Raw genomic sequence first — 16,662 nt, 5'->3', positions numbered from 1 at the left:
AATGGCTAAGAAAAAAATTAATATAATACTAATTTTGTTAGTTTTAGGCTTATGGGGAACAGTTGGTTACAGGGCACTTTACCGTCAATTTGCAGACAGTGAAATTACTAATTCAATCCAGGATCAAAAATATAATGTAGCCATTAAACAAATCAATAAAGATACTTTTAAATTAGAAAAAATAAATCGGGATCCCTTTCTGAACAAAGAATTTCAAAATACTGCCATTATAGCTGTTAGTAAAAAAACAATTAGTCATAATACTGTCAAAAAAGTAATGGTTCAGCCTGTTCCAAAAAAACAGGCAAATATCAGCTGGCCTTCATTGCAGTATTATGGTTATTTAAAATCAAAAGATAAAGAATTGGTATTGTTAAAAATAGATTCTAAATTATATAAATTAAAACTTAATGAAACTCAAAATGGCCTTACAATCAGGAAAAAATATAAAGACTCCATTGAGGTTACCTTTAACTCAGAAACCAGAATGATTCTTCTAAAATAAACATCAATTAATATATATTCTGTCTAATGAAAATGGAATTATTAATTCACTTTTTTTAAAATTGTCTCCTGAAGTTCTTCCAACGATTTTCCTTTGGTCTCAGGCATCATAAAAATTACAAAAAGCAACTGAAACACCATCATAACAGCAAAAATCAGGAAAACAACACCTGCTCCAATTGTCGAAAATAAAAAAGGTATCGCAGACGGAATAATTGCTGCTAAAATCCAATGTGTTGAAGAACCAAATGCTTGTCCGCCTGCTCGTAAGTGATTCGGAAAGATTTCAGAAATAAAAACCCAGATTACTGCGCCCTGCCCTATTGCATGTGAAGCAATAAATAAAAACAGAAAAAGGGGAACCTGCATACCCTGCCATTTTAAGAAAAAAGCAACCGATACAAGTCCTAAAGAAATAATATAACCAACTGAACCGATATACATTAATACTTTTCTCCCTAAAATATCAATCAGAAATACTCCAAACAGCGTAAATACAAGATTAGTAATGCCAATTCCTACACTGCTTATTAATGCTGCACTCTCTTCTAAACCTGCTTCGGCGAAAATTCTCGGGGCATAATATAAGAAGGCATTTATACCTGAAAACTGATTAAAGAGCGCTATTAAAAAAGCCAAAACCAATGGAAACCTGTATTTCTTTAAAAATATTGTTTCCTCTTTTATAGCTTTATTTTCGTTTTCGCCAATATTCATTTCCTGCATTAAATCTTCAATTTTTGCTGTAGGATCAATTTTCTCTAAAATAATCTTAGCATCAGCAGTTCTGGATTTTGACAAAAGCCATCTTGGGCTTTCCGGAATAGTAAAAACAATAAGAGTGTAAAAAAAAGCCGGAAAAGCCATCACTCCAACCATCCATCTCCATGCGTTTTCGCCCGCATCTCTCAATAAATAATTAGATAAAAAGGCCATTAAAATCCCTAAAACAATATTGAACTGATATAATGAGACTAATCTTCCGCGATCTTTTGCAGGAGCGATTTCAGAAACATATGCCGGTGCAGCAATTGTTGACGCTCCTATTCCTAACCCTCCTAAAAAACGGAAAAATGCAAAAGTCCACGGCCCATTTGCAAAAGCAGAACCGATAGCAGATCCTAAAAATAAAACACCAATCCAGATCAATGTTTTCTTTCTTCCTAAAGTATTGGTTGGAATACCACCAAAAATGGCTCCTAAAACCGTTCCCCATAAAGCCATTGCCATTACGACAGACCCATGAAAAACATCTGAAGTATGCCATAATTCCTGTAATTTTTTATCAGCTCCGGAAATTACAACTGTATCAAATCCAAATAAAAAACCGGCCAAAGCAGCCGTAATAGACCATAAAAGTATTTTATTCATAATAAGGTTGGTTAGTTAGTTAATTAGTATAGTCCGTTTCATTAAATTTTCTTTATAGTAGTTTAGTAAAACGATTTAGTTGATTACAAATATATAGTTTTAGATATTTCAACTTACAAATAATTGCATTAATATTTATAAATAAAAATTTACGAACCAATAATCTTGACAAACTTGTTTGAAATAAAGTTGCCTCTTAAAGTGTTCTATCAGTAAATATTAATATATGCTTTTAATTATGGAACTATCTGTAATATTTCTGTAATGACTCAATGGATTCTTTAGGATAAATTTGTAAATATGAAAGTTAAAATATTAGAATTAAAAATAATCATTCTAAAACAACAATATCATGGAAAATCAAAACAACAACGAATACGGGCAAACAGATCCTGACTTTATTGATCAAAACACACTTGTTGACGGTAGTGATATTCAAAATAAAACGGATTCTCAACCGTTGTCTAACAAAGAAAACAAAACAGAATTTGGAGAAAGCGATCCTGATTATATAGATCAGAATACACTTGTGGATACTGATAATTATGCGAGGGATGAAGATCCATATCAATATCAGGAAGAATTTATTGAAGACCTGAAACATCCGGAAAACGATTTTGAAACTAATACGACAAAATCAGGGAATCAGGATCAGTTCGAAAATAAAAATGACGGGATTACCAATGCTGAGAAAAATAATGATCTTAGTGGGCATAAGGAATAATTACTTTTTTACATCAGTAAATATAAAACGACATGCTTTGAATTAAATCATGTCGTTTTTTATACTTTGGACATATATGTTTTTAAATTTCCTCCAGAACAGCAGCCCAGCCACCGTTCTTAACCATTTTCACTTCAATAACATCATTATTTTTGATATTATAACTTTTTTTTCTGTAATCCATTGCCTGATATCCTCCGTTGAATCCATCTTCAAATGAAGTTACTTTATAGGATTGTCCAGATTTCAAAAAGCTTAGATTTAGCTTAAAGTTTCTTTCTTTTTCTGCATTATTGGTTATGCCACCAATGAACCATTTTGATCCTTTCCTTTTAGCGACAATAGCATATTGGCCGGCTTCAGCTTCTAAAGCGACAGTCTCATCCCATGTAGTTGGAACCGAGGTAATAAATTCAGTACATTCTTTTTCCCTATAATAAAGGGTTGGATTATCGGCAAGCATCTGAAGACCACTTTCAAAAACAACAAACAGAGCAAGCTGATATGCACGGGTTCCGATACTGGCAGAGTTCGGACGTTCAGACCTGTAAACTTCAGGCTGCATGCTGATCATTGCACCCGGAGTGTAATCCATTGGTCCAACCGCGTTTCGCATAAAAGGCATATAAAGACTGTTATCCGGCCTGCAGCCGTCCATTTGTTCCATTCCCCTCACACCTTCATACGAAATCAGATTTGGATATTTGTATTCTAAACCGGCCGGTTTGAATGCGCCATGAAAGTCTACCAGTATTTGATATTTGGCAGCTTCTTTTGCTACTTTTTCATAGTAATCCACCATTACCTGATCGCTGCGGTCCATAAAGTCTATTTTTACTCCTGATACTCCCCACTCCTTAAAAGTTTTAAAAAGTTCCATGTTTTTATCCACTGTCAGCCAGGTCAGCCAAAGTATTATACCAACTTTTTTTTCTTTACCGTAACGAATCAGTTCCTTGACGTCAACATTAGCGTTAGGCGAATAGGGATCTGTTGTGCTGTTAGCCCAGCCTTCATCCATTATAATATATTTGATGCCGAATTTTGAAGCAAAGTCTATAAAATATTTATACGTGTTCAGATTATAACCTGAAATAAAATTAACATCCGGACCATAAGGCGTAGCACCATTCCACCACTCCCAGCTGGCCTGTCCAGGCTGTATCCATGAAGAATCTTTTACTTCGCTTTTTGGTGCCAGTTTCAATGTCATCGTATTTTCAATAAGCTGTTTGTCATTTTTCGTTATAACAAAATAACGCCACGGAAAACTTCTCGTTCCTGTTGTTTTAGCAATATAATCTGCTTCTTTTAAAATTTTAAGGCTTCGGTCTCCGTCAGAACCAAATTCTAAAGGCGTTTTTGGAAATGTTGATACAGCACCGCTTCCGTTTCCTTTTAAAAACATTCCCGGATAATCTATCAGATCAGATTCGCTGATTAAAATTTTATACCTGTTTTTTGTATCTGCCAAAATAGGAAGCGTAGACATTTTATCAGAAGATTTCCATTCGCCTCCGTTGATATGTGAATATTCTTCTTCACTTGATGTTTTAAAACTTCCTGTCTGTTGTAAATGAAGCAAATAATCTGACGGAAAATTGACTGTGAAATCTTCATTTAATACTTCAATCTCTCCTTTTTTGGCGGTAATAAAACGGTAAGCCACTCCTTCATCAAAAGCTCGGAATTCAACGGAATACCCTCCTTTAAAATTCAGAAGCAGATAATTATACATATTGGCAACTGTTGAAAATTTAAGCGGAACAACAGGCTTTATAACCTCATCTACTTTTCCTGTTCTGCTTCCTGATAATTTCGGATTTAAGCCTAATGTTTCATTTTTAAGCATTAATCCTAAATGATTTTCTGAAGCTAATTGTTCGTTTCCTGCCGAAATTGAATAATAAATTTTATCGCCTAAATTGACCTCTATTTTAATCTCGCCATTTGGAGATGCAATTTCCCATTTTGTTTTCTGGGAATAGGCATTGAAACCTCCTAAAAGAAATAACAAACATGCAAGTAATTGTATATTTTTCATCTGAAATGTTTATATATAAATAACGTCCCATTTTCATGGAACGCTATTTTATTAGTACTATTTATTTGGTCATTACTTGTATTTCACCACCATTTTTAAACAAATCGTGAGAAATGAAATAACCGTCAATTTTAGAACCGTTTACTTTAATGGCTTCTAAATCTCTTTTTTCGTTAAGATTTTTTATGGTCACTTTTTTACCTGCCGGCATTGTCCAGGCCACTTCCTTAAAAATTGGAACTGTCACAATATATTCGGGATCGGCAGGTGATAACGGGTAAAGTCCCAGCGCTCCAAACACATACCACGAGGACATTTCACCCGCATCATCCATACCACTCAGGGCAAGTTTTTCGGGACCAATTCCGTACATTGTTTCTAATATTTCATCTATTCTTTTCTGCGATTTTTCAGGCTTGTTTACAAAATAATATGAAAAAGGTGCTTCATGTGCAGGTTGATTGCCATGACAATACTGCCCTATAAATCCGGAGATATTCCAGGCAATATAATCTGGATTCCATGGTTTTGTGAAGAGTTGGTCCAATTTAGTTTCAAAAGGTTTGTCACCTCCATAAAGTTTAACCAATCCAGGCATATCATGTGGCACATAAAAAGATACGTTCCATGCATTAGCCTCCCTGTACATGTATTCATAATATGGAAATTCAGGATTAAAGGGTGTAACCCAACTGCCATCTGCCAGTTTTCCTCTCATGAAAGTCGTTGACTTATCAAATACATTTGCATAATTTTTAGAACGTTTAGCCAAATCGTTATAATGTTCTGTGTCATTTAGCGCTTTAGCTAATAATGAAAGTGCGTGATCATCATAAGCATATTCTAAAGTTTTGGTAACCCCAGCATTCCCTTTAGTTTCTATTTTTGGATCCTTAATATCTTGTTCCGGAACATACCCTTTTGCGATGTATTCTGAAATATGAGGTCTGATTCCGCCTTCTTTATAAGCATTATTCAATAATAGTTCATAGGCTTTTTTAACATCATAATTTCTAATTCCCCTCATGTAAGAGCCCGCTATAAAGGATGCCGCATGATCTCCATGGAAAAATGTTGGCATAAAACCTTTAATCTCTCCTTCGTTAATCATGGAACTAATAATATCAGCGGTGACTTCAGGCGAAAAAATACTCAATAAAACCAATTTATTTCTGTAATCATCCCACAAAGAAGGCAGCGTATAATAATGATAATTTTCTTTGCGTACTTTTCCGGCTTCATCCGTAAACTGACCATTTACATCGCTTCGTAAAGCCGGCCATAAAAATGATCTGTACAGCATGCTGTAAAACATTACATTTTGCTGGTCATTGCCTCCTTTGACCTGAATTTTAGAAAGAAGATTTTCCCACTGGGTACTTCCTTCATTAAAAACTTTTGAAAAACTTTTTTCTCCTACTTCTGTTTTCAGATTCTCAGCTGCATTTTCGATACTTACAAATGATAAAGCAATTTTAACTGTAACCGGTTTTGCATCACCATCTTTGAGATTTACCAATGTATAACCTCCGCTTTTTGATAAATCTTTAGTATCTAATTTTTCAATTGGACTGCTTAAAGTGGCATAAAAATATATTTTTTCTCCTCCTGTTCTTTGAAAACCGCTTACTGCATTTGAACCTTCCTGCTTAATCTTCCAGTCATCAACATGGTTATTTGCTCTTCCTAAATCAAAAAGTACTTTTCTTCCTTTGTTATTTTTAAAAGTATATTCATGCACGCCACAACGCAAAGTCGATGTTAATTTTACCTGAACATTATACGCTTTTAAATATACTTCGTAATAAGCAGGGCTTGCCTTTTCCTGATCATGGCTAAAGGAAGATTTGTATGGAAAAGATGCTCCGTCCGGAACCGGCAAAAGGGGGATATGACATAAATTCCAATGTCCTTTATTGGTATGAGTGAATCCTAAAATATTGGTGTCTTCATATTCGTATCCTGCTCCTGATCTGTATTTTGTCATGGGGCTTAACTGCACCATAGCATTTGGTACTGATGAACCCGGAAAAACCAAGCCTGCCCAGACACGCATATCCTTTGGAGGTGTATATCCAATGATTTTTGTATCTAATAATGGCGATGTTCCGATAAACGGATTTACCAATGCTGTATATTTTCCTTTTGAAAGTCCGCCACCTGATTTTTGAGCAATACCATTCAGGCTCGCCAAACACACGGTAAGTGTTGCGAGTATTATTTTCTTTCTTAATTTCATAATTTTAAAAAATTAAAATCGGTTACAGGTTATAACTCTAGTAATTTTGGATTCGTTTTGTAAGTGTCCCATAAAAGCTCCCCAAACAAAGTATTCGTCCATGCAAACCACGATCTGGTGAAATTTTTAGCATCATCCTTATGGAAAGATTCATGCATAAATCCGGTATCTCCGTGTGATGCTTTTAACATTCTGATGCAATCCTTGATTTCGTTCGCGTCAGATGTTGTATAGGCTCTCATCACAAGAGACATTGGCCAGATCATATCCATACCAACATGAGGACCTCCAACTCCTTCGGCTACTTTTCCTTTAAAGAAAAAAGGATTGTCTTCTGAAAGGACAAACTTTCTGGTATTTTGATAAATTGAATCTTTAATATCAATTGCATCCAGATACGGCAAACTCAGCAAACTCGGAACATTGGAATCGTCCATCAATAAATGGCCTCCAAAACCATCCACTTCGAATGCGTAAATATCTCCGTATTTTGGATGTTTAACTACTGCATGTTCTTTGATAGCTTTGTCAACTTCATTAGCCAAATCCCTTAATTCTTTTGCAGTAGCAGTATCTTTTTTAATCTTTTCTAACATTTCTGCAGCCTGATTCATACTCGCTACAATAAAAAAATTAGATGGGATAAGGAATGAAAAGACAGTTGCATCATCACTTGGTCTGAAAGCAGAACAAACAAGGCCAACTGGTTTTACTGGATATCCATACCCTTTTAATGGCCTTGTATCGGTGGCAAACTGTGTTGTTCTTTGAAAAGTATATGGATTTTTACCGTATTTTTGCTGTTGGTCTTTGAAAACTTTTAAGGTTTCCTTAATTGCTTTTACCCAATTTTCATCAAATGGAGCAATGTCTCCGGTATTTTTCCAATAATTGTATGCCAGCCTTATAGGATAACATAGCGAATCAATTTCGTATTTTCTTTCATGTACGCCCGGCTTCATATCGGTATGATCGGTAGTCCACTCCCCTTTTTTATTCGGATCATTATAAAATGCATTCGCATATGGATCTTTCAGGATGTATTCTGTCTGTCTGTTTATAACACCTGCAATAAGATTTTTTAATTTTGAATCCTTTCCGGCAAAAGCCATGTACGGCCAAACCTGAGCAGAACTATCCCTTAGCCACATGGCATCGATATCTCCAGTAATTACATACGTGTCAGGTCTTCCGTTTTTCTGTGAATAGGTTACGGTTGTATCCAGCGTATTAGGAAAACAGTTATTGAACAACCATCCTAATTCTTTATCCTTTACATTCTTTTGAAACTCAACTATTGTTTTTTCAATAAATTCACTTTCAAAATTCCTTTTGCCTTTTGCCACTCTCACAATCGGGAAATCTTTGGCTGCCTTTGTACCGGCAATGATTTCCATAGGATCAACAAGTGCTAAACTGCTAAATAAAACTGTGTTCTGGATAAATTTTCTTCTTTGCATTTTTGTATGTTTTAAAATTATAAAAAAAGAACTTCCTATTATTCATTCGATAATGAGTACGGAAAATCTTCTTTATTTATTCCTCTTTTGTTATTTGCCGTTGCCGACATCTCAAAATCAATTGTAGCCCCTTTCATTAATTGGGAATGGCTCAGCCAGTTTTTCGAATAGGTCTTTCCATTCAATTTCATTCCTTTGATATATCTATTCTCATTACTATTTGAACCTGCATTTATGGTAATCGTTTTACCATTCTCAAGCTCGACCGTTACTTTTTTAAATAATGGTGCACCAATAACATATTGATCAGAAGCCGGAGTAACAGGGTAAAATCCTAATGAAGAGAAAACATACCAGGCAGAAGTTTGTCCGTTGTCTTCGTCACCGCAGTACCCATCAGGTGTTGCATGGTACATCCTGTTCATGGTTTCCCTTACCCAATATTGGGCTTTCCATGGTTCCCCTGCATAATTGTAAAGATAAATCATGTGCTGAATGGGCTGATTTCCATGCGCATATTGTCCCATGTTTGCAATCTGCATTTCTCTCATTTCGTGAATTACGCCACCTTTAAAATCTTTTGTAGCAAAAACCGGAGGTGCTGAAAAAACTTTATCCAGTTGCGAAACAAATACTCCTTTTCCGCCCATCAAATCAACCAAACCTTGTACATCATGAAAAACGGACCATGAATAGTGCCAGCTGTTACCCTCTGTAAATCCGTTAAACCATTGAAAAGGATCAAAAGGTTCCATAAATTTACCATCCTTATTTTTAGGACGCATCAGATTGTATTTTGGATCAAAAAGGTTCTTGTAATTTAGACTTCTTTTTTTATACAAATCAATTTCTGACTGCGGTTTATTTAACGCTTTTCCTAATTGGTAAATAGCAAAATCATCATAAGCGTACTCTAATGTCCTGGCTGCACTTTCCTGAATTTCATCATTAGGGACATATCCTAAAGCGTTGTAAGAATCAACTCCGGCACGTCCTACAGCTCTTAAGGGACCTGCATTGTTAGCACCATGTATCAACGCCTTATAAAGATTTTCGATATCATAATTTTTTACTTTACCGCTTTTTAAATACGCTTCAGATACAATGGATGCCGAATTATTTCCGACCATAATATCCCGTAATCCCGGACTAGACCATTCAGGCAGCCAGCCACTTTCATTGAAAACATTTGAAAGACCTTCCTGCATTTGGGTATTCAGTTCCGGATACATGAAATTTAAAAAAGGATATAAAGCCCTAAAGGTGTCCCAAAAACCGGTATCAACAAACATATAGCCAGGCAACACTTTTCCGTTGTACGGACTGTAATGCATTACTTTATTGTTTTGATCAAGTTCATAAAATTTTCTTGGAAAAAGAAGCGATCTGTACAGGCAGGAGTAAAAAGTTCCTATTTGATCCGGTGTTCCGCCATCTACTTTTATTCTGCCCAATTCTTTGTTCCAGATTGCTTTTCCTTTTTCTTTAAGCTGATCAAAATTGTTACTGCCAATTTCCTTTAAGTTCAACTCGGCCTGATCATAACTTATAAAAGATGATGCCACCTGAGCGTTTACTTTTTCTCCTGTTTTTATTTTAAAACCAATTACGGCTCCGGCATGATCTGCTTTCATTTCTAAAGCATTGCCTAAAACATCTCCGTTGAAAGTTGAATTTATCTCAAAATCCTTGTCGAAAATAATGACAAAATAGTTTTTGAAATTTTCGGGAACGCCACCGCTGTTTTTGGTCGTGTAACCTATAATTTTTCTTTCTGCCGGAATTATTTTCACATAAGAACCTTTGTCAAATGCATCAATAACAACATATGCTTTATCAGTTTGCGGAAATGTAAATCGAAATCTTGCTGCTCTTTCTGTTGGCGTAATTTCTGTTGTGACATTATGATCTGCCAGATAAACACTATAATAATACGGTGTAACGGTTTCAGCTTTATGCGAAAACCAGCTTTGTCTGTCTTCTTCCTTAAATTTCAGTTCACCTGTAACAGGCATAATTGAAAACTGTCCGTAATCGTTCATCCACGGTGAAGGCTGATGGGTCTGTTTGAAACCTTTAATCCGGTTTGACTTATACGTATAAGCCCAGCCATCACCCATATTAGCTGTTTGAGGAGTCCAGAAATTCATTCCCCATGGCATAGCAATTGCCGGATACGTATTTCCGTTTGAAATGCCGTAATCCGAATCAGTTCCTACTAAAGGATTAACCCAGTCAACAGGCTGCTGTGGCGTAATTATTTGCTTGTTTTGTGCACTTCCAGATACGAAGGCCAAAAAAATTAATGCTAAGGTGTACTTACTTTTTATCAAAACCTGATCATTTAATAGAATTAATAACGTCTTTGTTTATCTTGCTTACTTCAGAAAAATTCATTTTATCAACTTTACGATCGTACGTCATAAAGCCGTTTACTTCTCCTTCAACATCAGTCGTCTGCGTATATACTGCTGCTGAAAAACCAACTTTTGCCAATTGAATTAACTTGTCTGCATATTCTTTGTATTTCGCTGTAGTTTCTTCCGTATTCTTAAACTGTGTATAACCCCAGTTTTTATCGGTTTGCCACAAATGGCCGGTTACCGGAAAACCTATTCCTCCATATTCTCCCAAAACCGTGATTCTGCGTGCATCGTACAATTTTAATTCCGGTTCAGGATAATGGTGGATATCTAAGATATCTCCCGTTTGAAAATGATTTCCTCCACTTGAAGAATTTACCAGTCGGCTTGGATCATAGTTTTTAGTCCATTCTGTAATCTCAACCGTTTTAAACTGCCCCCAAGCTTCATTAAATGGCACCCAAACGACAATACTTGGATATGAATACAAATGATCCATAATTTCACGCCATTCTTTTCTGTATGTTTCTTCGGACTGTGCAGTTCTTTTTAATTCATTTCCGTCAAAATAGTTGTGCATTTGCCAAATTGGGCCTGCGTCTCCGCTTGGCATATCCTGCCATACTAAAATACCCATTTTATCACAATGTGTATACCATCTTGCCGGTTCTACCTTAACGTGTTTTCGAATCATGTTAAAACCTAATTCTTTAGTTCTGATTATATCGTATTTTAATGCTTCATCAGTTGGAGCAGTGTATAATCCGTCAGGCCACCAGCCCTGGTCCAGCGGTCCAAACTGAAAACAATCTTTGTTGTTAAGCTGCATCCTGACAATGCCATTATTATCTCTTTTTGAAGAAATCTTACGCATGGCAAAATAGCTTTTTACCTCATCAACGATTTTGCCGTTGCTAATCAATTTAACTTTTACATCATATAAAAATGGTACATCGGGTGACCATAATTTTGGATTATCAAGTACTATATCTAAAGACTGACCTGCAACTGCCTTTTCTGTAGCGATAGTTTTGGTTCCGTCAAAAACTGTAATTTCAACAAGATCTCCGGCATTACTTCCTTCTGTTTCTGCTGCTATATTGATTGTATTACGATCAATATCAGGCGTTGTTCTTAAATTATTAATATGTTTTTTGCTTACCGGTTCTAACCAGACTGTCTGCCAGATTCCGGTAACAGGTGTGTACCAGATTGATTCCGGATTTTTAACTTGTTTTCCTCTTGGCTGTGTTCCGTCGCTTGTTGGATCCCATACTTTTACAACTAATTTTTGAGACTTCCCATTGAGAAATGGTGTAATATTAAAGCTAAAAGGCGTGTAACCACCGGTATGAGTTCCTATTTTAACATTATTCATCCAAACTTCTGTTTTCCAGTCTACTGCTCCAAAATGCAATAAAATATCTTTATTTTTCCAATTACTGTCTATAGTAAAACTGGTTTCATACCAAATCTCTTTTTCTGAACCAACAGATTTCATCACTCCCGAAAGGCTCGATTCAACAGCAAAAGGAACGAGTATTTTTCCGTCATATCCTTTTGGCGCTGCTTGTCCCACCGGCTGAATTGAATAATTCCATAAGCCATTAAGATTTTTCCACTGCTCTCTTTCCATTATAGGCCGTGGATATTCAGTTAATGAATGATTAGGATCCACCTGTTCTGCCCATTTTGTTTTTATCTTATCTCCCTGTGGTTTCCACTGTGCAATACAAGCAAAGCCAGCAAAGAAGAAAAGTATAATCGTTAATTTGTTTTTCATTATGATATTTTATTTTTTGAATTTCAGCATTTTTTTTAAAAGGAGACTATTTTTTAAAACTTTGATTTCAGTCAGACAGATATTATAAAACCTGAAGGCTGCTCATTTCCTTCAGGTGTTACAAAAATTACCAACACAAAAACAAACGCTTTTTATTTAATCAAAATATCCGTCTTTATCCAGTTTTGCTGCTGCTTCGATAAGCATTACACCGCTCAACTGCGTTGTAAGATCTGTATTTGCACCTGCAGCAGGCGCTACTTTCCAGTTGTTACCAGAAAACATATTTGGTCTTCGGATTCCTTTTTTATAAAATATCTGGGCATTAAATTTTAAGAAATTTACAAATTTTTCCCTATCTGTAGAATTGATAGTCTGATGCTCAGCAAGCTCAGTAAAATAACGAACTAAGATACCTTTAAACAATCCGCCGTCTCCCTGACCTTCATCTTTAAGAATCCCTTCTGAAACTATTTTTGGATTTACTAAAACGTTTCTTCCTGTTTTTACAGCATCATTAAGATAAGTCTGTTCGTTTGTCGCTTTATACAATCTCAAACCTATGCCTATCCATGTACCCATATTGTAGGTAAATACCCAGTCTTTATTGGTTACAACAACATTATTTGTTTCAGATATATTATCCCATACAGCTCCTGTAACAGGATCTACAAGATTGGCTTTTTGCCATGCATAAATTTTCCTGGCCCATTCTAAATCTTCCGGTTTCTTGTCAATATCATAAAGTCTTATTGCTACGATTGCTGCAGGAGCATTAGATACTGCATTTTTTTGTTTTGGTGTATCTTGTTTCCAGGTAATACCACCACCAAACACATCGTCACTCCAGCTTAATTTTATCCTTCCCCACAAATAATCAGCAACATCTTTATATTCCTGATCTTGTGTAGCACTGTAAGCACGAAGGCTTGAAAGGGCAAGCCAGATCATATCATCGTTAAAAACGTTATTATAAGTATTGCCGTTTTTTACTTTAATTCCCTGTACCAAAGCTTTCATTTTGGTTTTATAATTATTATCCCCTGTTCTTAAAAAACCATCCACCAGAACATCAAGTGCATGTGCATTAGGCCAATAATGGAAAGTGGTTTTTCCTGTATTGTTTTCTACAAAAGTACCATTAGTCCCTAAAAAATTGTTATAAGTAGAAAGCTGCAAAGAATCTGCTGTCTTTTCCCAGGTGTATACAAAATTATTACCGCCTGAATTATTAGGATCGCGCAACGGAATTGCATCATCTTCGCATGAAACGGTCATTAAACCCAATCCTACAACAGATAAAAACAGAATACTATAACTTTTTGAAAAAAATCTTTTCATGATATAATTTATTTTAAATAGCGTCTCCTGAAGATCACTCTTCAAGAGACGTGATAGTTATTTATAAAATTGTAAAACTGTGTGTGTAAGCTGGAACTGAAGCACTAAAGTTGATCACTGCATTTACATTTTTGTTATCTACTGCACCTGAAAACTTGAAACTGTTAGCCCAGAAATCATTGCTTACAGGAACCATGTACCAGAAAGATGCAGGAGTGTTAGCATCTGGTCTGTTGTTATCCCCTTTTGTACTTCCATACCATTGTTCGCTTGTAGTAGTACCATTTACCACTGTAAATTTAAATTTATAGCGCTCATCTCTACCCCATGATTCTTGTTTGAACACAATAAGTTTGTTATCAGCTTTCCAGATTCCTCCACCTGCGTACGTATATTCAAAAAGATACTGGCCTAGTGGCGGGAACCATAACTCTACTTTTTTGATTTCCGTCATAGTAGTTGAACCATTAGTAAAATCAACAGCAATTTTATATACTTTGCTATCTCCTGTATAAGTTGTAGCACCATCTTGTTTTAATTTTCCATCATTGATATAGAAAACGTCAGGAGTACCATTTTTTCTGGTAATGAATTTATAACTACCTGCCTGTAGTTTCGTATATATTTCGAAGGTATTAGCACCTGTTTTTTTGAAAGCCTGTGCATTAGCTGTAACATCTCCCGTTTCAGAACCTGTACCGGTAATAAACAACTGATCAGGAGTAGGGAATCCGCTTGGCGTTAGTATTTCGATTACATTTGAAACGGTAGATTTTTCAACATTGATTCCTTTAGAAGAATAAACCATCCATTTTAATTTGCCAAGGGTTTCTGATTCTATACCTGCCAGTTTTGCAATTTTGTTCAAATCAGTAAATGAAAGGTTTAAACTTGGCTGAAATCCTTTTCCGTCAGAAGGCATAACGTAAACTGGATTAGAAAAATCCCCGTCAATCTTGTCAAAAACTACATCATAAAGCACTACTCCGTTATCTTCGGCTTTAGCCCCTTCCCATTCGAATACTGCAGAGCTCTGCGCATTTAAATCAAAAAATTTGTTGTTTTCTGGTGAATAAAGCGTTTTAACAGCGCTTACCTTTGTGTGACTCATTGAATCATCATTCTCGCAGCTAACAATAAATACTGCACATACAATTAATACTAATTTTGAATATATATTTTTCATTTTATATGTTTTTAAGTTGAATTAGAATTACCAATTTGGATTTTGAGATAAATTTGTGTTAATCAAACGCTCATCTCTTGGTACAGGCCATAAATAATGCTTATCCGGATCAAAAGTTCTTAAGTTCACTCTTAAATAACCATTATCAACCGATGAAGGTCCGAATTTTGCACCGTGCGCATATCCATTTAATACATCTTCTGCTATTTTCCATCTTCTGATATCAAAGATTCTTAAGCCTTCCATACCAAATTCTGTACGACGCTCGTTTCTTATAATTTCCTGAAGGGCTGTCTGATTTAATGAACTATTGAATGATAATGCTGCTGCATCTGTGAAACCTGCACGCATTCTTAAAGCTTTGATAGTCTGATCCCAAACAGTGCTGTTCATCTGGCCTAGTTCATTTTTAGCCTCAGCATACATCAATAATATATCAGCGTAGCGAAAAAGCATTAAGTTTAATCCGGACTGTAACGAAGTTAAATGCTGTGAATCGTAATACTTACGGATATAATAACCTGTTGGCGTTGCAGATGATCCCAGTACATATTCATCAGGACCTCCTGTCCCAGGCTTGATATTAATTATGTGAGAAGTTCCATTTCCTTCTTTCCAGTTATATTGGTCATAAACTACTGTAGCTGTAAGTCTTGGGTCTCTGTTAATATATGGGTTATTTTCATTATAACCAGAGCCTACTTCATTAATTCTTTTTCCGTTAAGCATTACATAACTGTCCACCAATTCCTGTGTTGGAGCCAATGCATTTAATCTTGCCCCGGAAGATATAGGTGCCATATCAAAAAATTCTCCCCACATTCTGTCCACAGGCACATATTGTAAGCTCAGGATATCTTCACTGTTATATTCGTTCTGAGCCTGAAATAAACCTTCATAAGATGGAAAAAGACCATACTGACCATATTCCATCGCCATAAAATCTTCTGTTGTATCGATAACATCTTCCCATCTGCTTTCGTATAACAACACTCTTGCTTTTAAAGCAGCTGCTGCACCCCTAGTTATCCTTCCTCTTTCGGCATTTGTTAATTGCGTATTTTTTAGCAATAATGGCATAACAGCATCAAGCTCATCTAATATAAATTCAACCACTTCCGCATGCAGAGTTCGTCTTATTGTTTTGGCCTCCTGAAGAGAAGGATCTTTTTTAAGAACCGGAATATCACCGAACCAGGTTGTCAACTGAAAATGCTGAAATGCTCTTAGAAAACGTGCCTCTGCCTTCATTCTTGCTATTACAGCCGGATCAGAATTTGGTACACGGTCAATATTTTCTATTATAAGATTACAGGTTTTGATTCCTGCATATCTGTCGTTCCATTCACTTTTCAGTCTCCCCAGTGACGGATCATAAATTCCTGAACCAATAGATGCAGCTCCTTCATTATCCCCTCTTCCATTATAAGCATTATCAGACAAAGCTTCATTGTAAAAGAAACGCGAGCTGTTCTGCATTTGCGAATATGCCGTATTGAGAAATGTCTGTGCCTTATCTACACTTGTCCAGTAAGTAGCATCGGTAAATTGGTTTTCAGGCACAAGATCAAGGTCCTCACAACTTACCAGGAGCAATAATGCAACCGGTATGAATTTTATTTGTTTAAGTATATTTTTCATTTTCAT

11 protein-coding genes are annotated in these 16,662 nt (G+C 35.8%); 2 read left to right on the top strand and 9 right to left on the bottom strand.

The features are described 5' to 3' along the window. The first annotated feature begins 1 nt into the window (after position 1). Entirely contained in the window at positions 2-505 is a 504-nt protein-coding gene (locus OZP09_RS16985; protein ID WP_269234874.1) for a hypothetical protein, read from the top strand. A gap of 41 nt (positions 506-546) precedes the next feature. Here OZP09_RS16985 and OZP09_RS16980 read toward each other — a convergent pair whose 3' ends face one another. Then, positions 547-1,875, bottom strand: a complete 1,329-nt coding sequence (locus OZP09_RS16980; protein WP_281309706.1) for a sugar porter family MFS transporter — start codon at positions 1,873-1,875, stop codon at positions 547-549. Between the two features lie 352 nt (positions 1,876-2,227). Between OZP09_RS16980 and OZP09_RS16975 the strand changes: the two genes are divergently transcribed. Beyond that, the gene (locus OZP09_RS16975) at positions 2,228-2,599 is read left to right on the top strand and encodes a hypothetical protein (RefSeq protein ID WP_269234873.1); all 372 of its coding nucleotides are present in this window, start codon (positions 2,228-2,230) and stop codon (positions 2,597-2,599) included. A gap of 82 nt (positions 2,600-2,681) precedes the next feature. On the opposite strand, the gene OZP09_RS16970 is transcribed toward OZP09_RS16975, so the two are convergent. From OZP09_RS16970 to OZP09_RS16935, 8 genes are all read right to left on the bottom strand, one after another. Next, entirely contained in the window at positions 2,682-4,643 is a 1,962-nt protein-coding gene (locus OZP09_RS16970) for a glycoside hydrolase family 97 protein (RefSeq protein WP_281309705.1), read from the bottom strand. 61 nt (positions 4,644-4,704) lie between these two features. Further along, positions 4,705-6,882, bottom strand: coding sequence for a GH92 family glycosyl hydrolase (locus OZP09_RS16965; protein ID WP_281309704.1), 2,178 nt, complete (start codon positions 6,880-6,882; stop codon positions 4,705-4,707). A gap of 29 nt (positions 6,883-6,911) precedes the next feature. Further along, a complete protein-coding gene (locus OZP09_RS16960) occupies positions 6,912-8,342 on the bottom strand; it encodes a glycoside hydrolase family 125 protein (protein WP_269234871.1) in 1,431 nt (476 codons plus the stop codon). Between the two features lie 38 nt (positions 8,343-8,380). Then, positions 8,381-10,672, bottom strand: a complete 2,292-nt coding sequence (locus tag OZP09_RS16955; RefSeq protein ID WP_281310767.1) for a GH92 family glycosyl hydrolase — start codon at positions 10,670-10,672, stop codon at positions 8,381-8,383. Positions 10,673-10,682: 10 nt separating this feature from the next. After that, positions 10,683-12,488, bottom strand: a complete 1,806-nt coding sequence (locus OZP09_RS16950) for a glycoside hydrolase family 2 protein (RefSeq protein WP_281309703.1) — start codon at positions 12,486-12,488, stop codon at positions 10,683-10,685. Between the two features lie 156 nt (positions 12,489-12,644). After that, the gene (locus OZP09_RS16945; RefSeq protein ID WP_269234868.1) at positions 12,645-13,829 is read right to left on the bottom strand and encodes a glycoside hydrolase family 76 protein; all 1,185 of its coding nucleotides are present in this window, start codon (positions 13,827-13,829) and stop codon (positions 12,645-12,647) included. A 61-nt stretch (positions 13,830-13,890) separates the two neighbouring features. Next, positions 13,891-15,015: a SusE domain-containing protein gene (locus OZP09_RS16940; protein ID WP_269234867.1), complete on the bottom strand. Its 1,125-nt coding sequence runs from the start codon at positions 15,013-15,015 to the stop codon at positions 13,891-13,893. A 27-nt stretch (positions 15,016-15,042) separates the two neighbouring features. Next, positions 15,043-16,656 carry a RagB/SusD family nutrient uptake outer membrane protein gene (locus tag OZP09_RS16935; RefSeq protein ID WP_281309702.1) on the bottom strand — a complete coding sequence of 538 codons (1,614 nt, stop codon included), beginning with the start codon at positions 16,654-16,656 and terminating at the stop codon, positions 15,043-15,045. Between the last annotated feature and the right edge of the window lie 6 nt (positions 16,657-16,662).

This window comes from Flavobacterium flavigenum (assembly GCF_027111255.2).
Taxonomy (GTDB): domain Bacteria; phylum Bacteroidota; class Bacteroidia; order Flavobacteriales; family Flavobacteriaceae; genus Flavobacterium; species Flavobacterium flavigenum.
The sequence above is the reverse complement of the archived record's forward strand: the minus strand, read 5'-3'. Positions and strand labels throughout refer to the sequence as shown.